Origin of the sequence: Streptomyces sp. AC558_RSS880, from assembly GCF_019049255.1 — a bacterium.
GTDB lineage: Bacteria > Actinomycetota > Actinomycetes > Streptomycetales > Streptomycetaceae > Streptomyces.
Genome location: NZ_JAGMUJ010000006.1, coordinates 67,875 through 90,630, shown reverse-complemented (window position 1 = coordinate 90,630; position 22,756 = coordinate 67,875). Strand labels below are relative to the sequence as shown.

The window sequence follows — 22,756 nt, the reverse complement described above, 5'->3', positions numbered from 1 at the left end:
GATGGCATGACTTCTGTGGCGCGTGTGATTACGGCGTAATCATCGGCCTCAGGTAACGGTGCTCTCTTCCAGCCGCCACGAGTTGCGCTTGGGCCAAAGTGATGGCCTGGCTGGCATGCATGGGCAGGGGGGCGCTGAGCAGGCATTCTTCAGGAGACGCGGGAACAACTCACTCGTTGTGACACGGCCTTTCAAAGGCAGGATCGCCAAGATGAGGTCGGCGCCGTAGATGCCGTGGCGGGTCGAGGTCTGCAGCCGGGGGGGGTGGGGAAGCGGGTGGGTTGACAGGCGTGGTGGGACTCGTGCGTGCGCTGGCCGTGCTCCTCCAGTACACCGATGAGGAGGCGCGTCAGCCGGTCGCGCTCGGCATCGGGGATCCGGTCCACCATCGATCCCGCGGCGGATTCCCGACGAGAAGTACACCGAGGTCTTCGCCGGGCTCCGTTCTCACCGCGACCGGGCCCTGCCGGCGTTCTGGGTCGCCACCGGCGCTCGCGCCGGGGAACTGCTCGCCGTCACGCAGGGCGGTGCGGTCGTCGGCGAGCAGACCGTCTCACTACTCGCGGCACACGGCGACGTTCCTGATGCTCGACGAGCAGAGGTCGGCGTCGTGGCTGACGGGCCGACCGGGAGTGCGACGGAGCCCTTCCCCTGACTCGACCCCGACCATTTTTCGCTCTGCGCCCGGTCGCCCCTGATCGGCCCCCGACCCGACCCGGAAAAGCCCCTGATGAGGGCGCCACACAAACGACAGTGCACCTAACGTGACGATGGTGCCCCGGCCGGGTCCGCACGCTTGGCACAACCACTCTCTCCATGAGGAGGATCCATGCCGTTAAAGGGCAGATCCGCACTGCGGCGCATCGCCGCGCGGGGCACGGCCATGGTGTTGGGAGCCGCCATGGCCGTCATCACCAGCCTCGTCGCCGCTCCCGCGGTCCACGCGTCGCCGTCTGCCACAGGGGCCCTGCGGTGGGCACCGTGTGACGACCCGGCAAAGCCGGCAGCCGAGTGCGCCACCCTTTCGGTGCCGGTCGACTGGGCCCACCCGACCGGGCCGAGACTCGACCTGGCCGTGGCCCGCCGCAAGGCCACCGACCCCGGCGCACGCGTCGGCTCGATGGTGTTCGGCCCCGGCGGGCCGGGCGACTCGGGTGTGGAGATGGTGGTGCGCCGTATCAGCCGGTTCAGCCCTGAGGTCCGCCGCAGGTTCGACATCGTCAGCTTCGACCCGCGCGGCGTGGGCAACAGCAACCCGGTGACCTGCTCCAGCGACCTGCTTGCCGAGCGGCCGTCACCGGAGCTGAAGAGCCAGTCGGACTTCGACGCCACCATGGCGTACAACAAGCGGCTCCGGGCCGACTGCCGGGCCCGTACCGGCCCCGTGTTCGACCACCTCGACACCGCCCAGACGGTCCGGGACCTGGACGCCCTCCGGGCCACCCTCGGCGAGCGGAAGCTGACCTTCCACGGCAGCTCGTACGGCACGCTGCTCGGGGCACAGTATGCCGAGACCTACCCGCGCCGCGTGCGCGCGATGGTGCTGGAGAGCGTCATGGACCACAGCGTCCCGACCACCCGTGACTTCCTGCGGTCCGAGGCGGCCACGGCACAGGATTCATTCCAGGAGTTCGTGAAGTGGTGCGACGGTGCCGCGAACTGCGCGCTGCACGGCCGCGACGTCCGCGCCGTCTGGCAGGGCCTGTTGGCCCGGGCCGGGCGGGGCGAGCTGGAGGACCCGGCGAAGCCGGGCACCTCGCTGTCGTCCTCGGACCTGGTCAACAAGATCGCGTTCCGGAAGTTCTACCAGGTCGACTACGCGGGCCTGGCCACGGCGATCGCGGGGATGGACGCCGGCAAGCCGCTGCCCGCGTCGCCGACGTCGACAGCGCCGCTTCCTTCGGCCACCCCGGTCTTCTGCTCGGACTGGCACCTGCCAGTGCGCGACTACCGAGAGTACGCCTCGCTCGTCGCCATGGTGAACAAGACCGCGCCTGACCTGCCTTACCTGCTGCCGGTACACATGGCAGCGGCGTGTCTGGGCGCGCCGACCGCCAACCCGCAGCACCGCCTGGACGCACACGGTGCCCCGCCGATCCTGGTCTCCAACGCGCTGCACGACCCCGCCACCGGCTACCCGTGGGCGGTCTCTGTGGCCCGGCAGCTCGGCCGCAGCGGCGTGCTCCTCACCTACGAGGGCCACGGCCACGGCAGCGTCACCAGCGGTCCGTGTATGGAGGAAGCCGTGGACAGCTATCTCACCGACCTGGCAGTCCCACCACGGGGCACCAGCTGCCCCGCCGTGCCGTTCGAGTCGGGGCTCGTGACGCCGGGGGAGAGGAGGTAGGACGGGCTCCTCGCACTGCCCGTTCGGTCCTCCAGGTGTGCCCTGGGTTCTGTCCTTGTTCCTCTTCCGTATGCGCGGCCGACCTCCTATGCATGAGGGGAAGCCTCAACCGAGGAGAGCCCTCGCCCGAGGTAAACCCTTCTCCGCCCCTCCGGAAGGACCGCATCATGCGCGCGCAGGACCCCGGCAGAACACCTGACGTGGGCAAGCTGCGCCGCCCTGCGTCCCCCGCCGTGTCGACCGCCGCGGACCCGGTGGTGGTCGGCCGGGTCGGCCCCGCGCCGAGCTCGGTCCCCTCTCTCCAGTCTCTCCAGCGGAGCATCGGCAACGCGGCGGTGACCTGCATGCTCCAGCGGGAGACGCACCGGCACGACGCGGGCTGCGGCCACGAAGAGCCCGCCGAGCCGGTCCAGCGTTCTACCGCCGTCCACGACGTGCTGCGGTCCCGGGGGCGCTCGCTGTCGGAGCCGGTCAGATCGGAGATGGAGGGCCGGCTGGGTGTTCCCAAGGGCACCTTCCGGTCGGTGTCCGTCCACGACTCCCCACGTGACATCGAAGTGTCCCGGTCCATCGGCGCGATCGCGTTCACCTCCGGGGAGCACGTCGTCGGAGACGTCTCAAAGCCTCAGACCCTGGCGCACGAGTTGCACCACGTCCGCCAGCAGCGGGAGGGTCAGGTGCCCGGCACCGAGACGGGGAACGGTCTGAAGATCTCCCACCCGAACGATTCCGCCGAGCGGGAGGCGGAGGCGGTCTCGGCGAAGGCGATGGCCGATCCGGCCCCGGTCCAGCGGGAGGCGGAGCCGTCCCCGGCCGGGACGCGGAGCGGCGCCCCCGCCGACGGGGCCGTGGCGATCCAGCGGAAGGTCGGGTTCGAATTCGAGACCAACATGCTGGTGCGGGCCGACGACCAGCCGGTGATCTCCAAGAACGAGAAGATCTTCGAGGCCGCTTCCGGGGACTGGTACATCACTCCTGACGCCAGTGCGCTGGAATTCGTGACGGTCCCCTTCGAGGAGGAGGGCAAGGCTCCGGAGATGGAGCGGATGGCCAAGGCGGTCGGCGAGATGGCCGACGCGTTCAGCACGCTCCACACCTCGGTGAAGCTGGCGAGCCTCATGGACGGGAACACCGAACTCGGCGAGGTGCTCTCGGAAGACGGCACGGTCCACCAGCACCGGGGGAACGACGTGTACGTGCCGGGCTCGGACCGTCTGCACCCGGCGTTGGCGAAACCGCAGGCGACCGGGGGCGTCAGCCTGGAGAAGATGCTCACCCTGTTCCAGGCACTGGTCGAACAGCAACTGCCGCTCACCTCCCCGTCGAACCCCGAAGACGTGCATATCCTCGGTGAGGAGCCGGAGGAGCGGACCGACACGACCGCGCTCGGTGGCGCCAACCGGGAGCGGGACGCGGCGATTCTGGCGGACGCCCAGCGTTTCACCGACACGTACTGCGCAGGCCTGGACCCGGCCGGGACGCGGGAACTCCGGGGACTGCTGGCCATGGTGTACACCTATCTGCTGGCCGGGGCGCAGCAGTCCAGACTGCAGGACCAGGCGAAGTACTTCCTGCCGCTGATGAGCCGGATGAGCTTCTCCGCGATGTACGCGGCACTGCCCGACGAGGCGAAGTCCCATTTCGTTCCCACCCGTGTTCTCGAAGTGGCCTCTCTCGCGGCGGGCGAGCCCGTCTACAAGCACGGCTTCGCCGACCACGGCGCGGGCGACACCGAGAAGTCCTTCGGCCCGCAGCGCGGGAAGTGGCTGGACAGCATCGTCTCCGGTGGCCCGGACCTGATGTCCGCGGGCGGTGGAAGCACCGTGACGGCGGGCATGAAGGCCAGTTCCCCTGCCATGGGCCAGCACGACCGCCTCGATCCCGGACACACGGCCGGTGCAGCCGGGCTGGTGCAGGTCGAACTCCGCCGGCTACCCGGCCAGGTCCCCCCGGAGGAATGGCTGCCTCTCGCGGTCACTCTCTTCGAGATGTTCAGGAAGGTCCAGGAGGCGGAGGCCTGATCCCGCCCCGGGACCACCGGCTTCGCGGACGCCACTGTTGCCCTGACGCTGGAGGGGCCGGTGGTCGGTGTACGGGTGAAGGCTGACCTGGTGTGTCGAGTGGACGTCACGTCCCGTTCCGAATGATCGGGTGTCGCCCGTTCGCGAGTGAGGGGAGTGCCGCACACCCCGCTGCAAGTCCACGCTCGTCGACCCCTGCCGAGACCGGTCGAAAACGGTGAGCAGGCGGCCCTCTTCCAGATCAGGGACCTGCCGGGGCCGCCATGACCCCGGCAATGTCGCTCACTGCGTGTTCACGGTCGCTTCAGGGGCTTTGCCCGGATGCGGCTCGGCGATCGCCCGTCCCTCCGTGCTGAGCTCTCTGGGGGTCAGGGTCCGGAAGTCGAGGTTGACTTGGACGCAGGTCCCCTCGGCGTAGAGCGTCGCATTGTCCCTGGAGAGGATCCGGTACGCGTACGTGTGGCTGGTGCGGCCGATGCGGTCGCACCAGAACCGTACGGTGACCGGGCCGGGTCGGGGTGCCAGCCGTGGCTTCGCCAGAACGCGGTGAAGGCGTGTTCCGCCAGCGACGGGTAGCGGCGTTGTGCAGGACACCCATGAGATCGAGATCTTCGAGGTGGACCTCCACCTGAGGGGACGTTCCGGCCCGTGGACGGTTCATGGGCGTGGTGGGTTATGCGGCTGAAGTCACGGCAGGGCTTCCTTCCACATTCATCGGGGGAACGTCACGGAGCGGGCTCCGGTTCGATGGCCGACCGGAATCCTCGCGGCAGAAGAGGGGATCGCCATGATCGGCGATGTCCGACGACAGCCTGAAAAAAAGGCCTGCGACGGGCTGGTCCGTCGGCGGGGTGCGGCCGCGGCCGACCTCAGGCTCGGTCGCTTTGGTCGCTTCAGTCGCTTGGGTCTCTGGGCCTGGCAGGGGACAGCGACTGAACGACCAGCGACCGAGACCGCTTCAGTCGCTCCCGTAGGCGAAGGTAAATCCGCAGGTCAGCGCGTTGCTCCACCAAGGACAGCGACTGAAGCGACTCTAGGTCCCTATATATGAGTGACATAGAGGGTGTGCGTGTGCGTGATATATAGAAGGCTTCAGTCGCTTCAGTCGCTTTTTGATCTTCGTTACCCGCTCTGACCTGGTCTTTTGTCAGCGACGGAAGAACAGCGACTGAAGGGCTTTCAGTCGCTGCCTCTGTCGTTCGGTCGCTGGTCACTGGAATCGCTGATTCCGTTGGCATGGCCCCAGCGATGTTCCGCATGTACTCCACGACGACACAGGCCCCGTTTCGCTAGGCTGTGTCCGTCGTTGAGTCGCTTCGATCGCTGGTAGGGGGTGCGATGCCTGCCGAGCCACAGTTTTCCGGCAGCGGCTCACAGGAAACCGACGCCTCCGGAGCTCCGGTCGCTGCGTCCCTTGCCACGGCGCAGTGGTGCGCCCGCCGGGGCTGGCCCGTGCACCCGCTTGCTCCCGGCCGCAAGACACCGGCCGCCAACTGCACACGGTGCCGCAACAGCGACCACGCACCGGCTGACTGCCCCTGCCTGCGTACGGACCGTTGGTGCCATGGCTTCTACGCCGCCACCCTGAGCGAGGAACGCATCCGGCGGTGGTGGGGGCAACATCCCGGATTCGGCATCGGAGTCTCCTGCGGCCCGGCCGGCCTGGTCGTCATCGACATCGACGCACACCCCGCCGAACTCCCCGCGCGGGACCGGATCCTGCCAGGCATCACCATCGGTGACCAGGTCGATCTCACCGGCCTCGCCAACGGCTTCCACACTCTCGGTGTCCTTGCCGCCCTCCGAGGCCGACAGAGCCCCGCCGAGGACACCACCACCCTGCGTGTGCGCACCCCTTCCGGGGGGCTCCATGTCTGGTACCGCGCCGCCGGCGACCGTCAGTGGCTGTCCTCAGTGGGTTCCGGCCGGGGCCGCGCCCTGGCCTGGCAGGTCGATATCCGGGCCCATGGCAGCTACATCATCGCCCCGGGAACCAGAACCGACCACGGCACCTACACTCCCGTCGGTGAAGCCCGTGAGCCCGCAGCCCTGCCCCTGTGGCTGGCACAGGAACTCGACCGCACCGGGCACCTACGCGCATCCGGTCTCCCCGCCCACCGACCGGTTCCCCCGCGAGCCCGGCAGGCGGTGCTGGCCGCAGGTGGAGGCCGTGCTCAGGGCGCACACACCCTCGCCACGGTCCTGGCTCCGGTCGAGGCCTGCGGTCAAGTAGCTGAGGGAGCGGGCTTTTCCGACACTCTCAACCGCGCCGCCTACACCCTCGGCGGTCTCGTCGCGGCCGGGCGGATCTCCCGTGAGGAGGCCGAGCAGGCTCTCAAGGAGGCTGCGGTCAAGGCCCGTCCCGGCCAGGAGACGCGCATTCAGCAGATCATCGGCAGCGGCCTCGCCGCAGGTCTGAAGAAGCCCCTCTACGCCACTGGGAAGCGCCCATGACGTCCTGCGGAAGCGAGAACGTCTTCGGCTTCGAAGCTGCCGCCACAGCTGTCGTCACCCCGATCCCCGGACGGGCCACCGTCATCAGCCCCGTACCGGAAGGCGCCGTCGGCCGTCCCGCGAGGACCGGCCACGAGGTGTCGAAGGCCGCCGTTCACTTCCGGTGAACCGACCGGCCGGCTGCGGACGTCCGACACCATGACGGTCCGCGTCGTGCGGCGGCACGCGGAGAACCACCTGTAGGGGTGTGGATGCCGCGCGCCACTGCCAGGGGACGGAGCCTGCGGGGCGGGACGGAACCCGGGCACCGGAGCCGCCGCCGTCCGGCGGGAGACCCCGATGGCCGGCCTGCTTCTGAACCCGGTTTCCGTACCGCTCGTCCCCGGGAGTAGCGGAGCTGCCTCACAGCGAGTCGCCCATGTTCAAGGAGATCCCGAGCGCCATGCCGTCAGCACACCGATATCGCACCGCCTCCCGGGTCTTCCCCACCGTCGTCCTTGCCGCCCTGGCCGTCGTGCTGGTCGTCGCCACTCTCATGCAGCTCGGTACGCAGCGCAGCGGTGCGGCCACCGAGTCGCCCCGCGGCGAGATACGGGTCGATCAGGTCGGTTACGTCCCCGACGAGCCCAAGTACGCGTATCTCATGGCACCGTCGCGTTCCCTGGGCGCGGCCCGTTACGAGGTCCGTGACGAGCAGGGCCGGACCGTGCTGACCGGCTGGGTGGGAGCGAGCACGGGAAACTGGAACAGCGGCTACCCGGACGTCCGCGTCATCGACCTCGGGAGTCTGCGCCGAGAGGGCACTTATCGGGTGCACGTCACCGGCCCCGTGACCGCCACCTCACCGCCGTTCTCCATCGCTTCCCGGCAGAAGCTGCTCGTCCCGCTGACCGCCGGTCACGTCCGCTTCTTCCAGGCCCAGCGCGACGGTGAGAACGCCATCTCCTCGGTGCTGCACCGTCGGCCGTCCCACCTCAATGACCGGAACGCCACCGTCTACCGCACCCCGCGCTACAGCCCTGACGGAGAAACGCTGCTGGACGCCGGGCTGGTCGCCGACGCAGAGCTCGTGGACGTCTCCGGAGGCTGGTTTCGACGCCGGTGACTTCCTGAAGTTCACCCAGACCACGTCGTACACGGTGGCGACGATGCTGCTGGCCGAGCGGACGGCTCCGCGCATCCCCGGCCTCGCGGCCGAGACGGACCACGGCCTGGAATGGCTGGACCGTGTCACGAGGGCGGAGTGGTGCCGGGTTCCCGCATGCCGGTGCGGAAGGCGCTCCGTGGGAAACTTCCCGTGTGATCATCGAACGTGCCTATCTGCACCCGGCTCCGGGCGAGGAGGACGCCTGGCCGTGGAACGTGGCCTGTGTACGCGCGCTGGTGGAGGAGGGGCTGCGCTTCACCGCGCCGGTGACGTTCGTCGTCGGTGAGAACGGCTCGGGCAAGTCCACCCTGGTGGAGGCCTTGGCGGAGGGCTTCGGGCTGGATTCCTGGGGCGGCTCGCACGACTGGCGTTATGCCAGTCATCGCGCCAAGTCGGTGCTGGGGGAGCGGATCCGTTTCGACGGGGCACCGGGTGGACGGCGCATGCTGGGCAACTGGCACGCCCGCACAGGGTTCTTCCTGCGGGCCGAAACGGCCCTGGACGCGCTGGACCGGGAAGGGTTCGGGCCGGACTCGCTCAGCCACGGTGAAGGATTCCTCGCCGCCTTCCGCGGCAAGTTCCTCCGGCCGGGACTGTATGTGCTGGACGAGCCGGAAGCGGCGCTGTCCTTCGCCTCGTGCCTCGAACTGATCGGCCATATCCACCAGTTGACGGAGAACGGCGGTCAGGTGATCTGTGCCACCCACTCTCCGCTGCTTACCGCGCTGCCCGGTGCGGACATCGTCGAAGTCGGCGAGCACGGTATGCGCCGGGTGAGTTGGGACGAACTCGAGCTGGTCGACCACTGGCGCCGCTACCTCGCCGACCCGCGGTCCTACCTGCGTCACATCCTCGACTGAACGCTCACACCGTGTGTGTCCGGGCAGAGGTACAGCACGCTGTACCTCTGCCCGGACACACACGGTAGTGATCTTCGGGTGTGTCTCTGGTGAGCTGGTCAGATCGAATCGGCCCGCGCTCAAAGGGACACCATGGTCAGCCTTCACACATCTGCCGACACCGCGGCACGACCGGCACCGGCGCACACGAGTCCGGCAGCCCCGGGGAAGGGTCCGTCGAGGCTGCGGGCAGCCCTCTGCAAGAGCCCTTTGACCTGGTTCTTCTCGCTCACCTTCACGCTGAGCTGGCTCGCCTGGACCCCGTACGTCCTCTCCGAGAACGGCTTGGGCGTGTGGCATGTCGCCTTCCCGGCGGTCGGTGGCACCACCCAGCTTCTGGGCGTCCTGCCCGGCGCGTACCTCGGCCCGATCGGGTCGGCGCTCTTCGTGACCTGGGCCGTCGAGGGACGTCAGGGGCTGCGGGTCTGGCGTGGCCGGATGACCGGACTGAAGGTGGGCCGGCGCTGGTTCCTCGCGGTTCTCGTCGCGGTGCCCGCCGTGCTGACCCTTGCCTCCGCCGTGCTGGGCGGCCGGGCCCCGGCCCTTCCGTCGCTCGCCGTTCTGGTCGCCTACCTGCCCGGTCTCGTCCTGCAGATGGTCACCACCGGCCTGGCCGAGGAGCCCGGCTGGCGGGAGTTCGCCATGCCCCGCATGCAGCGCCGGTACGGTCCCGTGATCTCCACCCTCGTCGTGGGCCTGCTGTGGGGTGCCTGGCACCTGCCGCTGTTCCTCACCGAGTGGGGCGGCCCGCACGTGGACACGACCAGGGTGCTGGAGTTCACGGGGACGACGGTCGCCTTCAGCTTCGTCATGACGTGGCTGTTCAACCGCTCCGGTGAGAGCATGCCGCTGGTCATGCTGCTCCACACCAGCGTCAACAACTTCATCTCCGTGATGTGGTCGTCCATGTTCCCGTCGCTGTCCCCGGAGTACGCGATGCACGCCTTCCTCGCCGGCTCCGTCGTGGCCGCCCTCGTCGTCCTCGTGGCCACCCGCGCCCGCCTCGGGCTGCCCGCACAGCCGGCCCCGGCACTCGTACGCTGACAAGGATCTTTCCTCTGCGCGTGACGGGGGTGAACCGGGCCGGATCTATCATCGTGGGGCACAACGAGGCTGCCGTCACGAGAGGTCGGCCCTCGCCGCGGCCGCTCCCGTCACCGGACCCGCTCGGTGTGGAGCCTGATGGCTGCCGAGCGGAAGGCGGGTGGCTCAGCCGGCGTGTGCGGAAGGCCGTGACCCACGCCAGGGCGTTCCAGAGGTGTACCTGCGTTCTCCATGGCGGAGGCTCAGTCGCTCCAGTCGCTGTTCCGGGCGCGGTGGCTTCTCCGCATGGGTTCCGAGAACCTACGCGCACTGTTCGCTAGGCTATCCCCATCGTTGAGTCGCTTCGGTCGCTGGTAGGGGGTGCGCATGCTTGCTGAGCTGCTGTTTTGTCGTAGTGACTCGTCAGAGCACAGCCCTGGTCCTTCAGTTGCCGCCGCACCGGCCACCGTCGGCGGCCGGGCGGCGGGCCGCCGACGGCCCCGTCACCCGCGCGGGGGCTGCTGATGACCTTGCCCGGCCGTGAGCCCGAACCCCTTTTCGACGCCGGAGCCGTTGCCGCTCAGATCCGCGCGCAGACCGGCTCCGTCGCCTCGGTGGCCACGGTCCCGCTGCCCGTTCAGGCGGAGGCGTCCCGCGCGGCCGCGGGCGAAGCGACCGCGCACGGTCTGCTGCCCGACACGCTCTCGGACCGGGGCAACGCCAAGCTGTTCGTCAAGCTGTACGCCAATGACTACCGGCATGTGCCCGGAATCGGCTGGTACCGGTGGGACACCACCCGCTGGCAGATCGACGAGGACGACACCGTCCTGTGGGCGGCCGGTGATCTCGCCGAGAACATCGCCGTGCACGATCCCCGGGGGGTGTTCACATCCCAGGCGCTGCAGCAGCACCGCCGCCGCGCTCTGTCCACCACGGGCATCAACGCCATGCTCACCCAGGCCAAGTCCGCACCCGGGATGGTCCTCAACGCCGCGCTCCTGGACGCCGACCCGTATGCCCTGTGCACCCCCGACGGCATCGTCGACCTGCGCACCGGACTGATCAAGAGCCCTGATCCCGACAAGGATTTCCACTCCCGCTCCACCACCGTCGGCCCACAGTCCGTGCCCGCCCCGCGGTGGGAGAGGTTCCTGACCGACACCTTCGGCGGCGACGCCGAGGACCGGGACATGATCGACTACCTGCAGCTGCTGCTGGGATACTCGATCACCGGTGACGTCGGTGGTCAGGTCCTGCCGTTTCTGTTCGGGTCCGGCAAGAACGGCAAGTCGGTTCTCCTGGACGTGCTGATGAAGCTGCTGGGTGACTACGCCGACGCCGCGCCGCCCGGCTTCCTGATGGCCCGTCCCTACGAAGGGCATCCCACCGACCTCGCCGAGCTCCACGGCCGGCGTGTCATCGTGTGTTCCGAGGTCAAGCCCGGCGACAAGTTCGACGAGGCGCGAGTGAAGCTGCTGACCGGCGGTGACCGGATCAAGGCCCGCCGTATGCGGCAGGACTTCTTCAGCTTCGAGCCCACCCACAAACTGTGGCTGCTGGGCAACCACCGCCCCGAAGTCGGCACCGGGGGCTTCGCGTTCTGGCGCCGTATGCGTCTGATCCCCTTCGAGAGGGTCGTCTCCGACGACCGCAAGATCGACAACCTCGCCGACATCCTCGTCACCGAGGAAGGGCCCGGCATCCTGGGCTGGCTCATCGACGGCGCACGCCGCTACCTCGCAGGCGGCCGGGACCTGACAGGCCCCGAACGCGTCCGGATCGCGACCACGGCCTACGCCGAGACCGAGGACCACACCGGCCGCTTCTACGACGAGTGCTGTGTCCTCGGCCCGGACCTGCGCGCGGAGCAGACCGCCCTGTATGCCGTTTACCGGGCATGGTGCCAGAATGAGGGGGCTCTGGCCATGTCCTCGAGGGCGTTCGCGGCACGCACCCGGGAACTGGTCGGGCTGGCCTCGCCCAAGGAGATGATCCTGTCCAACCAGCGCAAGCACTACCCGGGCATCGGACTGCTCACCGACCAGGAAAGGGACCCCGGCGCATGAGTTCCCTGATCACCGAGGACGAGATCAGCCACGAGACCGAGCTCGTCTGGCTGGAGGACGTCGAGGGCCTCGACTACGTCCGGCAGAGCCTGGACCGGCTGCCCACCCGCAAGGGCAGGCCCGCCTACCACCGTGACGGCCGCATGGTCGGCTACGCCCTCCTCGACCCCGCCATGAAGCCCTCCCGGTCCTCGGGCACCTTCCGCCGGCGCGTCTTCTGGCTCCTGCCCCACGACCGCGACACCCAACCCGACGGCCTGTACGCCAAAGGCGCCCCCGCCGAGGCCGTCGACCCCCGCACACTCGGCCCCCGCATCAAGGGATACAAGACGGAACGCTCCGAAGGCGGACCACCCTCCACCGCCATGCGGGAACTCGGCATAACGCTGCCGTTGTGACCCGCCCCCGGCCGCCCCGGTGAGCCGTCACGCCGGGACAGTCGGTACGGCTATGCCCCTGCGCTTGAGCCTGCGCCGGACGGCATCAGCCATCTCCGGGCGGTGACCGGGCACCTGGGCGTGGAGCAGCAGCAGGGAGGGCGCCAGGTCGTAGAGCGCACTGGCGTCCTCCACCCGGCTCCACTCGTGGTAGGCACGGTCCACACACGCCCGGTGCGGGGCGCCCTCCAGGCGGGCGAGCACGGCCTGGACCTCGATCCAACGCGTGGCCTGCGGCGACCCCACACCGTGTGCCCGGACGGCGCTCGATTCGAGAGTGCGGGCGATACGAGCGGCCTCGTCGTGCCGCCCGCTGTGCGCGGTGTCCCCCACCAGGGCGTGCATCTCGTTCATCGCCGTCTCGTCCAGTGTGATCACGGGAAGGCTGATCAGCATGCCCTGTCCGCCGTCGTCGAGGACCCCGGACACCGTCTTCATGCTGCGGGCGTCGCTGATCACGACCACCGACACCCCCGCCATGATCAGGCCCAGGCCGGCCCAGGGGGGCCCGCGGGCACCTGGTCCAGCCAGAGCCATGCCAGCAGCGTCACCCGGTCCACACGCACGTCGGCGGTGCCCATGACCACGCACACCAGGGTCGGTTGCAGCGCGCAGACCAGCGCGCACAGCGCGGAGTGCACGGACGTGCCGGTGTGGGTGCGGGCGCGTTGACTGAACGCCGTATAACCCGCCAGGGCGACGGCACCGACCAATGCCAGCAGGTCTCCCAGGAGAGCGGAGGTGCCGCCCTGCCAGTCCCGCCCGGCGGCGACCGCCGCGCCGCAGACGGCCAGGGCCATGCCCGCCCAGACGGTACGTGACAGCCGTGCGCCGCACGCGGTCGCGATGACGGCCTGCCACACGGGCTGGGTGGACACCAGGGTGGTGGCCATGGCCACCGATGTCAGACGGGTGCTGGGCTGAACATGGCGAAGTGCACGGCCAGACAGGTGCCCGCCGCCAGCCCGTACAGCAGCGAGCGACGGCCCTTGGGACCCGGAAACCTTCTGGGTCTGGAGCGGTGCCGCCACAGGACGACGGGCCCGAGCACGGCGAAGCCCAGCAGATTCCGGCCGGCCGCCATGAACAGAGCCGGTGCCGTGGCGGCGGCGGTCAGTGGTGCGGTGGCCGCGAAGGCCGTCACCGTGACGGCGACGGCCGCGGCCGACAGAAGGTCGAGACGTCGGCGCATGGACAAGACCCTTCGTGCGAAGCCGATGAGGGAGGACATGGGGAGAGGGCGCATCAGGAGCACTCGGGACTCCTGTCCGCGGCGGGGGAAGGGAGCGCGGTGCGGCATGTGCGCCTACATGTAGCCGGCCCGCATGGCGTAGGCGACGGCGTGGGTGCGGTTGCGCAGGTGCAGGCGCTTCATCAGGTCGTGCAGGTCCCGCTTGATCGTGCGTTCCGAGTAACCGAGCCGGTCGGCGATCTCTCCGGTCTCCTCGCCGTCCGCGGCCCCGCGCAGGATGCTCACCTCCCGTGAGGTCAGCGCCGCCAGGCGGGGCGAGCACCCCGGGACGCCCTGCGTGAGGAGGCTGCTCACCTGGTCCATCAGCGCCCTGACCAGGTCGGCCGGCATGTCACCCTCCCCGCGGGCGACGGCGGTGACGGCCCGCACCAGCCGGGGCCCGGTCGCCTCGTGCCGCCACACCACCGCTCCGATCCCCCCGGCGACGATGCTCGACAGACCGGCCTTCCGGAGCCTGCCCGTCACCAGGACCGCGCGCGGACCGCCGGCCGGGGCGGACGCGCACCACTGCGTCACCATCTCGTCGTCCGCCGAGTTCGCCACCAGCAGGGACACCGTGCCGGGCCGGGAGCCGTCGCCGGTCAGCACGATCGCCCGCTGGTCGCTCAACCGGGCCCGCGCCCCCGCCTCGGACAGGGGGTCCGAGGCATGGAGCAGGACCGGGATCGGGGACTTGCCCCCGACGGTGGGGGAAGGCATGGTCGGGCATCTCCCAAGTGGACGCGTGGTGTCGACGGGCGTCCGCCGGACGTGCCGGTGCGGCCGGGCACCGGCGGACCTCCTCACCCGGCTGGACGGCGGCCGCAGGGATACGGTTCACCCCCGTACCACCCTGCTGCCCGCGGACTCCGGCCGTGGAGGCTGCGCTCGGCGCCCGCCGCCGGGACCGCCCCGTCGAGCCCGGGCCGGCGAGGACGGAGAAGCGGTGGGCGGCGCGGTGGCGGACCTGGGCTCGGAGCGGGGCCGGTACGAGTCCGTCACCACCACCGGGTTCGCCACCTGACACACCAACCGGTGTCCGCCGCAACGGGACGGGGAGCCTGCCCGAGGTGAACCGGATCCGTTCCGCCGACGTTCAGGCGAACGGCACGCCCGCGCGTCACGCGCCCGAGGGCGGGCCGATGATCCGTACGGCTTCTTTCTCCAAGGGGACTCCATGGTCCATTCCCGCCCGTTCTCCACGGTCCGCAGAGGGGTGGCCACGGCTGCCGCCCTCACCGCGGCCACCGCCTCGCTGCTGACCTCCGGCGCCGCTCCGGCCGCGGCGGCCGGAGCCTCCGGTCAGGGCTCCGTCAAGCACTACGTCGCCCTGGGCGACTCCTACGCCGCCGGCACGGGCCTGTCCCAGCAGACGAACGCGGAGTGCAGGCGCTCAAAGGGCAGTTACCCGTCCTGGATCGCCGAGACGTACAAGCCGGCCGTGTTCAAGGACGTCACCTGCGGCGGCGCCACCACGCGCTCGCTGTGGAACAAGGAGGGATCGGCCGCCCCGCAGGTCGACGCCCTCACCCAGGACACCGACCTGGTGACCGTCACGCTCGGCGGCAACGACCTCGGCTTCTCCGACGTGCTCACCACGTGCGTCCTGGCCGGGCTCACCACCCGGGAGGGAACTCCCTGCCGGGACAAGGCGGTCAAGGACGTGGACGCGGGCTTCGCGAGGCTGAACACGCGTCTGCCCGACATGATCACCGACATCAAGCGGCGCAGCCCCAAGGCACGTGTCGTCGTGGTCGGGTACCCCAACCCGTTCCCCGCCGACGGGAGCACCTGCGGCTCCTCCGTGCCCCTGGCCAAGGGCGACGTCACCTGGCTCCACCAGACCACGAACCGGCTGAACATCATGCTGGAGCTGACGGCCTTCATGAAGCAGGTTGAGTTCGTCGACACCTCTTCGGTGTTGCGGGGCAGGGACATGTGCCGGCCCTCGTCCGAGCGGCTGATCAACCCGCTGCTGCCGCAGACGCCCGGCTCCGCCCACCCCGACGCCTCCGGCCACCTGATCATGGCCCACGAGGTGTACAAGCGGCTCGAGAAGTAGTCACCCCGCCCTCTTCGCCGGTCCGGACGGACACACCGGCCCGGCGGAAGGAGACCGGGGGTGAACCGACACCGTGCCGGCGTCGTTGGGGCAGGTGTCTGGTTGTTCATTCCTTTCCATTCCTAAGGCGGACTCATGCCCATCGATGACTACACCGGAGGCCCGGCGCAGGGCTCGGACGTTCTGGTCGTGACCACCAACGACGTGCCCGGATACGAGGTGAAGGAGGTCATCGGAGAGGTGTTCGGGCTCACGGTGCGTTCCCGCAACCTGGGCTCGCAGCTCGGCGCCGGGCTGAAGTCGGTGATCGGCGGTGAGCTGAAGGGCCTGACCAAGACGCTGGTGCAGACCCGGAACGAGGCGATGGAGCGCCTGATCGAGGCCGCCGGCGCCCGCGGCGCGAACGCCGTGCTCGCCATGCGTTTCGACGTCACGACGGCTCAGGACGTCGGCACCGAGGTCTGTGCCTACGGAACGGCCGTGGTCATCACTCCGGCCGCCTAGCGGCAGGCAACGTTCGAGCTCGGGGCGGCCGGACCTGTCCGGCCGCCCCGAGCGGTGTCCGGGGTCAGGACGCCGTGTCCGGGTTCTTCCCGCGGCGCAGTGCACGGGCGCACCAGCCGATGACCATGGCGTTGGCGAGTGCTCCGAGAACCATGGAGAGCAGGAACGCCGTGTCGCCCTCGGGCAGGAGGAGCAGGAGTACGAGGCTGGCCGGGAGGGTGGCGAAGAGCGGGAGGACGATTGCCATGGATCCTTCGGAGGCGGCCACCAGTGCCCATCCGAGCAGCAGCACACAGCCCGTCAGGTAGATGCGGGCGGCGAGGGTGCCGAGGGTGCGGCGCACGCCGCGCAGGACGGAGAGACCTGGACCGGTCATGGTGGGTGGGGCTCCTGGATGGTGGTGGCCGGTGGGCCGTCAGGCGGGGGTGTGGGGCGGGTTGGGGTGGGCGAGGCCGAGGTCGTAGGCGAGGATCGTCGCCTGGACCCGGTCGCGCAGTTCGAGTTTGCGCAGCAGTGCGTTGACGTGGGACTTGACCGTGCCGACGGTGATGTTGAGGTGTTCGGCGATCTCGGTGTTGGTGAGTCCCGCGGCGATCAGGGTGAGGACGCCGCGTTCGCGGCCGGTCAGGTGGTTCAGTTCGCGGGGGGTGGTGCCGCCGGGGATTCCGGTGCCCGGTCTGGAGGCGTAGTGGCTGATCAGCCGGCGGGTGGCGGAGGGGGCGAGGACGCTCTCGCCGGCGGCCACCACCCGGATGCCGTTCAGCAGTTCGCCGGGGTGGACGTCCTTGAGGAGGAATCCGGAGGCGCCGGCGCGCAGTGCGTCGAAGACGTAGGCGTCGAGGTCGAAGGTGGTCAGGACCAGGACGCGGGGGGCGTCGGGGCGTGCGGTGATGATCCGGGTGGCGGCGATGCCGTCGAGTTCGGGCATGCGGACGTCCATGAGGACCACGTCGGGTGCCAGTTCCTGGGCGAGGCGTACCGCGGCGGCGCCGTCGGCGGCCTCGCCGACGACCGTCAGGTCCTCCTCGGCGTCGATCACGGCGGCGAATCCCGCCCGTACGATGCCCTGGTCGTCGACGACCAGCACCCTGAGGCTCATCGTTGTCCCTTCTCGTCGTCCTGCGGTGCGGCCGGCGCCGCGGTCAGCGGCAGCAGGACGCGCACCGGACCGGACGGGCCGGCGGTGACCGTCCCGCCGACCATCGCGACCTGCGCCGACAGCCGCCGGCGCAGGGTGGGACGTACGGTACCCGGAACGCCGGTCGCCGTGATCGTCAGCGCGGTGCCGTCCGCGTCGAGTTCCACCGTCATCGGCTCCTCGCCGCCGGCCGCGAGTACCGTTTCGCAGGCATGGTAGGCAGCCAGGTCCACGGTGGTGGGCAGCCGTCCCGGTATGCGGTCGGTCAGGTGTATCTCGACGTCGCGGCCGGTGGCCCGGATCTGATGGGCGAGGAGGTCGAGGGCCTGCAGGGTGGGCTGCGGACGCAGTGCGGGCACGGCCTCGCCGTCCCGGACCGCGTCGAGCAGGGCGCGCATCGCGGCGAGGGCCTCGCGGGCACGCTCGGCGACCTCGTCGAGTCGGCCCGCCTCGGCCTGCGCGACCATGTCGGCGGTCCGCGCCAGCACGGTGGTCTCCAGCCCGGTGGCGATCCGGCGGCGCTCGGCCCAGGCGTCCCGTACCGCCTCCTCGGTCCAGGCCGCGAGATGGTCCGCCTGCGCGCTGCGGGCGGCCCGACGGCGGTGCCCGCGCAGGATCCCGCCCCACCAGGCCGCGCCGACCACCAGCGCCGCCAGGGCCGTTGACCCCGCGGCGAGCACCCAGCCGGGGAAGGAGGTGCCCCGGTGCACCAGGGCGGCGGTCGTGGCCGCCGCGTGCACCGCCGTGGCCACGACCGGGCCCGCCCACACCGGCAGGCCCGGGCGGCCTTCGGCGACGGACGGAGCGGTGACAGCCGTGCGGGCCGCGCCGGAGGCGACCACCGCGCAGGTGGCGGCCATGCTCAGCAGGGGCGGCAGGAGCACCCAGCCGCTGTACTCGCCCACGGCCGTCGCCACCGGCCAGAGCAGGGCCAGACCGAGTACGACGCCCTGGGCGGCGCGGGGCGCCCGGCGCCGCCACAGCAGCGCGAGCGCCTGCCCCGCGGCCAGCAGCGCGAAGAGCGCGCCCGCCGACGCCCCCGGACCGCTCGACACGGATTCCGTCCGGACGACCAGCAGGGGAAACAGCGGCTGTACGGCGAGACCGACGGCGGCCGTCACCTGCGCCAGACGGTACTGCCACGGGACCGGACGCTTCACCGAGGCGGCGGCGAGCCGGCCGGGCAGGACCGCGTTCACCTCCCAGCCGCCCTCCGCCGTCGGGCCGCTGGTCAGGGTGCCGCCCGCTTCCCGGGCCCGCGACCGCAGAAAGCCCTGGCCGCGCCCCGAGCCGAGACCGGCGCCGTGCGCCGGCGAACCGGCCGGCGGTGCGGCGCTGGTGACGACGACCTCCGTGCGGGCGTCGCCGTACCGGCACGTCACGGTGGTGCGCGCACCGGACGCGTGCCGCGCCACGTTGGTCAGCGCCTCGCGCACGATGCCGTACGCCGCGTCCCCGACGGCACCGTCCGGCAGCGCGTCGATCTCGCACTCCACGTGCTGGCCGAGCTGGGAGAATCCGGCGACCAGAGCCAGCAGCCGCTCCCTCGGGGACGGCTGCTGGTCCCGTGAGGGCGCCGGCGCCCTCACCGCGCCGAGCGCCCGGGTGACCTCACCGCCCGTCTCGACAGCGAACCGGAGGGCTTCCTCGGCCAGTTCGGGGCGACGGTCGCGCAGTCCGAGCGCCGCACCGGCGGTGACGACCACGGCCGTCAGATGGTGGGCGCTGACGTCGTGCAGCTCCCGCTCCATCCGCTGGCGTTCGACCGCCGGGAGCCGGTGACGCTCGATCTCGGCCCGCCTCAACCGCTGTTCGGCCACCTGCCGGGTGTGCCGGCTGCGCCGTGCCAGCATTCCGGCGGCGGACGCGGCGGCGTACAGCACGGCCGTCAGGGGGAGGTCGAGCCCGTCGCGGTCACTGAGCCCGTGCAGGGTGATGTTGTACAGGGACTGCCAGAAGACGAGCGCCAGCACGCACAACAGGGCGGTGAAGGCGTCGCGTTCACCGGCCACGGTGAACAGGGCCAGGGCCGCACCCGCCGTTCCCAGCACCGCCATGGCGCCGGTGGGCAGGGGTCCGGCCCCCAGCGCACAGGCGGCGGCGACCAGGACGAGGGTGAGCACCGGTCTCGAACGGCGCAGCGAGAGCGCGGCCGTCACCAGCCCGGCGACGAGGACCGCCACGAAAAGGTCGGCCCCCGCCGGGATGTTCCCGCGGATCACGTCCGCCCCCGGCCACACGATGGCCTGGGCGCCGAGCAGCACCAGGGGCAGGAGCCGGTCATCGGTTCTCTTCATAAGAGATCAAGGTTAAGACCGCAGGTGAGCGGCTGTCCTCGGACTGGAGGCGGACCGCTTTCTCTTACCTGGGGTGCAGACGCTGCACCCACGGTTCGAGGCGGCAATCGTCCCGCGGCGTGAGGATCCGGCGGGGTTCCCGACCCTAGTCTCGATCACATCGGGAAAGCGGCCGACCGACCAGCGGTTCCTGAGCTTTCCCGCCCATCGAAACTCCACTCGCAAACAGGGGGATCCCTCATGTCCAAGCGCGTTCTCGTCCCGTCCGTCATCGGCGTCGTCGCCCTCGGTGCCCTCGCCGCCGGCGGTTACGCCATGGCCTCCACCGCCACGGAGCCGACCGTGAAGAACGGCACCGCCAGTTACACCGCCCCGTCCCAGAAGAGCGAGGGGAAGCTCACCTACACCGCGGACGTCAGCGACGACTCCGGTGTCCGCGAGGTCAGGGTCATCGCGTGGCCGGCGAGCTCCGAGCTCGACCCGACGAAGGCGGAGCTGCGGCACGTCGACAAGGCCGAGTGCCGCAGCACCTCGGACGAGACCTCCCGCTGCACCTACACGCTGAAGGTGACGCGGCAGGACGCGGCCGACCTCGAGGAAGGCACCTGGCACGTGTCGGTGCTGGCGACGGCGAAGGACGGCGACACGAAGTTCGTGCCCCGCGCGGCCACGTTCGACGTCACCCGCTGACCCGTCACCAGGACCGGACACCCAGGGCGGCCGGCCGTGGTGACGCCGTCCCCCGCTGCCGCGGCGGTGGCTCAGGCCCGGTCGGCCGCGTGCAAGGGGCGGCAGGGGCCGCCCGAACAGAAGCGAGGCACATCGATGACCATGACCGCCATCACCCACGCGCGCGTCTTCGGCGGTGAGTGGGTCCGGGAGGAGACCACCGTCGTGCTCGACGGCCCGGCGATCGCGGCCATCGGGGGAGAGGTGCCCGCCGGGGCGGAGACCGTCGACGCCCGGGGCGGCACCCTGCTGTCCGGTCTGTTCGACGCCCACACGCACACCTCGAAGGAGGCGCCGGCCTTCGCGCTGCGGTCCGGTGCGACGACCGAGCCGGAGACGCAGGGCGTACCGACCGGGCCGTGCCGGGCACACACCGAGCGGAACGACCCGGGGCCGCCGTCCTGCGGCGACGGCACCGGCCACGCCATGCTCGACGGCGTCGAACTCGCCCTCCGTCCGGCCCGTCACGACGACCTCGGCCGGGCCGTCGCCGCCTACGGGACCGCCTACGGGACCGCCATGCGGGCGCGGGTGCCGCAGAACCGCGACACGCCGCCGGCCGGGACCTTCCGCCGGACCACCCGTGACCGCTCCGTCCTCACCTGCTTCGACACGTTCGGCACGGCCGGGCAGGAGTCCGGGCGGCACGGGGCCGTCTTTCGGACAGGACAGGTGAACCGGGCCCGTCCTCCGCTCGTCGGGCATGACGAAGGGCGTGGTACCCCGGCCGCCGGGGTGCGGTGATGCTCCCCTACCCGGGCCGGGCCACAGTGCGGTGGTCCCGCGTCCGAGGGCCGCTGTCGCGAGCCGCCCACCGCCCGTCCCCTTCCCTCCGGGCGCCGTCCCCACGGCCGCCCGTGTGCCGCCACCCCCGCCGAAAGGAGTGCGCAGTGTCCCGTGCGGCCGAATTCTCGGTCACCACCGCCGCGCCGGCGCCTGCCGCCGGCACCACGCTGACGCACACACGCGGCAGCCTCCCGGGACGCGCCGGCAGCCACGGGCTGGTGCCCGACAGCCTCAGCGACCGGGGCAACGCCAAACTCTTCGCCGACCGCCACCGTCACGACTTCCGGTACGTACCCGGCCTCGGCTGGTACCGCTGGTCGGGCCACCGCTGGGAGGCCGACGACAGCGAGGCGGTGCTGTGGGCCGCCGGGGAACTGGCCGAGAACCTTGTGGAGAAGGACCCCACGGGCCGGCACTCCGACGCCGAACTGCGCCTGCACCGACGGCGGTCGCTGTCGACCTCCGCCATCCGGGCCATGCTCGAGCAGGTGAAGGCCGCTCCCGGCCTGGTGCTGCCGGCCGCCCTGCTCGACGCCTCCCCGCACACCCTGTGCACCCCGGACGGGGTGGTGGACCTGGTCACCGGCGAGGTGACCCGCCCATGCCCCGAGGGTCCTCCGCACTCCCGTGCCACCGCGGTGCCGGTCCGCGCCATGCCCGTACCCCGCTGGGAGCGGTTCCTGCGCGACACCTTCGGGGAGGGCGACGACGGCACGGAACTGATCGCGTACCTGCACCGGCTGCTGGGGTACTCCCTGACCGGGGACGTCGGGGCGCAGGTCCTGCCGTTCCTGCACGGTCCCGGACGCAACGGCAAGAGTGTGCTGATCGGCGTGATGCTGAGACTGCTGGGCGACTACGCCGACGCCGCTCCGCCCGGTTTTCTGATGGCCCGTCCGTACGAGGAGCATCCGACCGACCTGGCGGAACTGCACGGGCGCCGTCTGGTGGTCTGCGCGGAGCCACGCCCCGGTGACCTTCTCGACGAGGCCCGCGTCGCCTTCCTCACCGGTGGTGACCGGATCAAGGCACGGCGCATGGGCCGGGCGTTCTTCGGTTTCGACCCGACGCACAAGCTCTGGCTGGTGGGCAACCACCGGCCGGAGGTGGCCGTGGGCGGCCCCGCCCTGTGGCGGCGCATCCGGGTCGTTCCCTTCCGGCACGTGGTGGCGGACGACCGGCGGGTGGACAACTTGGCGGAGCTGCTGGTGGCCGAGGAGGGACCCGGCATCCTGCACTGGCTGGTCACCGGCGCCGGCCACTACCTGCGCGGCTCGCACGACCTGACCGGACCGTCCCTCGTCCGGGAGGCCACCGCCGCGTACGCCGACACCGAGGACCACGTCGGCCGCTTCCTCGCCGAGTACCGCCCCGGCGTGACGCCCGGGCTGTACGCCGGCTACCGGCACTGGTGCGGGCAGGAGGGCACACAGCCGATGCACCCGCGGGCCTTCGCCGCGCGGGCCCGGGAGGAGGCGGCCGCCGGCGCGGGCCAGGAGGCTCTTTCGTTCCGCGCCCCGGTCTCGGGCCCCTCGTCCTCCGTCGGCGACCGGGGCCGGGGAGGAGAGCGATGACCGTCGGCCGCCAGCCGGGGGACGCACCGGCCTCTGTCACG

Annotated in this window: 21 protein-coding genes; 14 read left to right on the top strand and 7 right to left on the bottom strand. The window is 70.9% G+C overall.

The window, feature by feature from the left end; all coding sequences use genetic code 11:
- Window positions 1-829: 829 nt before the first annotated feature.
- The 9 genes from KUM38_RS02100 to KUM38_RS02060 all read left to right on the top strand — a co-directional run bounded on the left by KUM38_RS02100 (window position 830) and on the right by KUM38_RS02060 (window position 12,355).
- Window positions 830-2,347, top strand: a complete 1,518-nt coding sequence (locus KUM38_RS02100; RefSeq protein WP_217127527.1) for an alpha/beta hydrolase — start codon at window positions 830-832, stop codon at window positions 2,345-2,347.
- Between the two features lie 167 nt (window positions 2,348-2,514).
- On the top strand, window positions 2,515-4,368 hold the full coding sequence (locus KUM38_RS02095; protein WP_217127526.1) for a DUF4157 domain-containing protein: 1,854 nt from the start codon (window positions 2,515-2,517) through the stop codon (window positions 4,366-4,368).
- Window positions 4,369-5,820: 1,452 nt separating this feature from the next.
- Window positions 5,821-6,822: a bifunctional DNA primase/polymerase gene (locus KUM38_RS02090; RefSeq protein WP_308408881.1), complete on the top strand. Its 1,002-nt coding sequence runs from the start codon at window positions 5,821-5,823 to the stop codon at window positions 6,820-6,822.
- Window positions 6,819-6,989 carry a hypothetical protein gene (locus KUM38_RS02085; protein ID WP_217127524.1) on the top strand — a complete coding sequence of 57 codons (171 nt, stop codon included), beginning with the start codon at window positions 6,819-6,821 and terminating at the stop codon, window positions 6,987-6,989. The genes KUM38_RS02090 and KUM38_RS02085 overlap by 4 nt, the downstream gene beginning before the upstream one ends.
- Before the next feature lie 275 nt (window positions 6,990-7,264).
- Window positions 7,265-7,927: a cellulase N-terminal Ig-like domain-containing protein gene (locus tag KUM38_RS02080; RefSeq protein ID WP_217127523.1), complete on the top strand. Its 663-nt coding sequence runs from the start codon at window positions 7,265-7,267 to the stop codon at window positions 7,925-7,927.
- A gap of 194 nt (window positions 7,928-8,121) precedes the next feature.
- Complete coding sequence (locus KUM38_RS02075) at window positions 8,122-8,829, top strand: AAA family ATPase (RefSeq protein WP_217127522.1); 708 nt, start codon at window positions 8,122-8,124, stop codon at window positions 8,827-8,829.
- A gap of 249 nt (window positions 8,830-9,078) precedes the next feature.
- A complete protein-coding gene (locus KUM38_RS02070) occupies window positions 9,079-9,912 on the top strand; it encodes a CPBP family intramembrane glutamic endopeptidase (protein WP_254396543.1) in 834 nt (277 codons plus the stop codon).
- Window positions 9,913-10,415: 503 nt separating this feature from the next.
- On the top strand, window positions 10,416-11,957 hold the full coding sequence (locus KUM38_RS02065; RefSeq protein WP_217127520.1) for a phage/plasmid primase, P4 family: 1,542 nt from the start codon (window positions 10,416-10,418) through the stop codon (window positions 11,955-11,957).
- Complete coding sequence (locus KUM38_RS02060) at window positions 11,954-12,355, top strand: DUF6009 family protein (protein WP_217127519.1); 402 nt, start codon at window positions 11,954-11,956, stop codon at window positions 12,353-12,355. Before KUM38_RS02065 ends, KUM38_RS02060 begins: the two co-directional genes overlap by 4 nt.
- 27 nt (window positions 12,356-12,382) lie before the next feature.
- Here KUM38_RS02060 and KUM38_RS02055 read toward each other — a convergent pair whose 3' ends face one another.
- The 4 genes from KUM38_RS02055 to KUM38_RS02040 all read right to left on the bottom strand — a co-directional run bounded on the left by KUM38_RS02055 (window position 12,383) and on the right by KUM38_RS02040 (window position 14,345).
- On the bottom strand, window positions 12,383-12,931 hold the full coding sequence (locus KUM38_RS02055) for a hypothetical protein (protein ID WP_217127518.1): 549 nt from the start codon (window positions 12,929-12,931) through the stop codon (window positions 12,383-12,385).
- Entirely contained in the window at window positions 12,877-13,287 is a 411-nt protein-coding gene (locus KUM38_RS02050) for a hypothetical protein (RefSeq protein WP_217127517.1), read from the bottom strand. The genes KUM38_RS02055 and KUM38_RS02050 overlap by 55 nt, the downstream gene beginning before the upstream one ends.
- 11 nt (window positions 13,288-13,298) lie before the next feature.
- Window positions 13,299-13,586, bottom strand: coding sequence for a hypothetical protein (locus tag KUM38_RS02045; protein ID WP_217127516.1), 288 nt, complete (start codon window positions 13,584-13,586; stop codon window positions 13,299-13,301).
- A 114-nt stretch (window positions 13,587-13,700) separates the two neighbouring features.
- A complete protein-coding gene (locus tag KUM38_RS02040; protein WP_217127515.1) occupies window positions 13,701-14,345 on the bottom strand; it encodes a LuxR C-terminal-related transcriptional regulator in 645 nt (214 codons plus the stop codon).
- Between the two features lie 457 nt (window positions 14,346-14,802).
- Between KUM38_RS02040 and KUM38_RS02035 the strand changes: the two genes are divergently transcribed.
- Window positions 14,803-15,687, top strand: a complete 885-nt coding sequence (locus KUM38_RS02035; protein WP_217127514.1) for an SGNH/GDSL hydrolase family protein — start codon at window positions 14,803-14,805, stop codon at window positions 15,685-15,687.
- Between the two features lie 135 nt (window positions 15,688-15,822).
- Complete coding sequence (locus KUM38_RS02030) at window positions 15,823-16,191, top strand: YbjQ family protein (protein ID WP_217127513.1); 369 nt, start codon at window positions 15,823-15,825, stop codon at window positions 16,189-16,191.
- A 64-nt stretch (window positions 16,192-16,255) separates the two neighbouring features.
- Here KUM38_RS02030 and KUM38_RS02025 read toward each other — a convergent pair whose 3' ends face one another.
- From KUM38_RS02025 to KUM38_RS02015, 3 genes are read right to left on the bottom strand one after another with little or no spacing between them, the layout of a single operon-like run.
- Window positions 16,256-16,567 carry an SCO4225 family membrane protein gene (locus tag KUM38_RS02025; RefSeq protein ID WP_217127512.1) on the bottom strand — a complete coding sequence of 104 codons (312 nt, stop codon included), beginning with the start codon at window positions 16,565-16,567 and terminating at the stop codon, window positions 16,256-16,258.
- A gap of 39 nt (window positions 16,568-16,606) precedes the next feature.
- The gene (locus KUM38_RS02020) at window positions 16,607-17,290 is read right to left on the bottom strand and encodes a response regulator transcription factor (RefSeq protein WP_217127511.1); all 684 of its coding nucleotides are present in this window, start codon (window positions 17,288-17,290) and stop codon (window positions 16,607-16,609) included.
- Window positions 17,287-19,626, bottom strand: a complete 2,340-nt coding sequence (locus KUM38_RS02015; protein ID WP_217127510.1) for a sensor histidine kinase — start codon at window positions 19,624-19,626, stop codon at window positions 17,287-17,289. The genes KUM38_RS02020 and KUM38_RS02015 overlap by 4 nt, the downstream gene beginning before the upstream one ends.
- Window positions 19,627-19,866: 240 nt before the next feature.
- Here KUM38_RS02015 and KUM38_RS02010 point away from each other — a divergent pair, with 240 nt between their 5' ends.
- From KUM38_RS02010 to KUM38_RS02000, 3 genes are all read left to right on the top strand, one after another.
- The gene (locus KUM38_RS02010) at window positions 19,867-20,316 is read left to right on the top strand and encodes a DUF5707 domain-containing protein (RefSeq protein ID WP_217127509.1); all 450 of its coding nucleotides are present in this window, start codon (window positions 19,867-19,869) and stop codon (window positions 20,314-20,316) included.
- A 135-nt stretch (window positions 20,317-20,451) separates the two neighbouring features.
- Window positions 20,452-21,099 carry a hypothetical protein gene (locus KUM38_RS02005; RefSeq protein WP_217127508.1) on the top strand — a complete coding sequence of 216 codons (648 nt, stop codon included), beginning with the start codon at window positions 20,452-20,454 and terminating at the stop codon, window positions 21,097-21,099.
- 146 nt (window positions 21,100-21,245) lie between these two features.
- Window positions 21,246-22,715 carry a phage/plasmid primase, P4 family gene (locus KUM38_RS02000; protein WP_374227030.1) on the top strand — a complete coding sequence of 490 codons (1,470 nt, stop codon included), beginning with the start codon at window positions 21,246-21,248 and terminating at the stop codon, window positions 22,713-22,715.
- Window positions 22,716-22,756 lie beyond the last annotated feature (41 nt).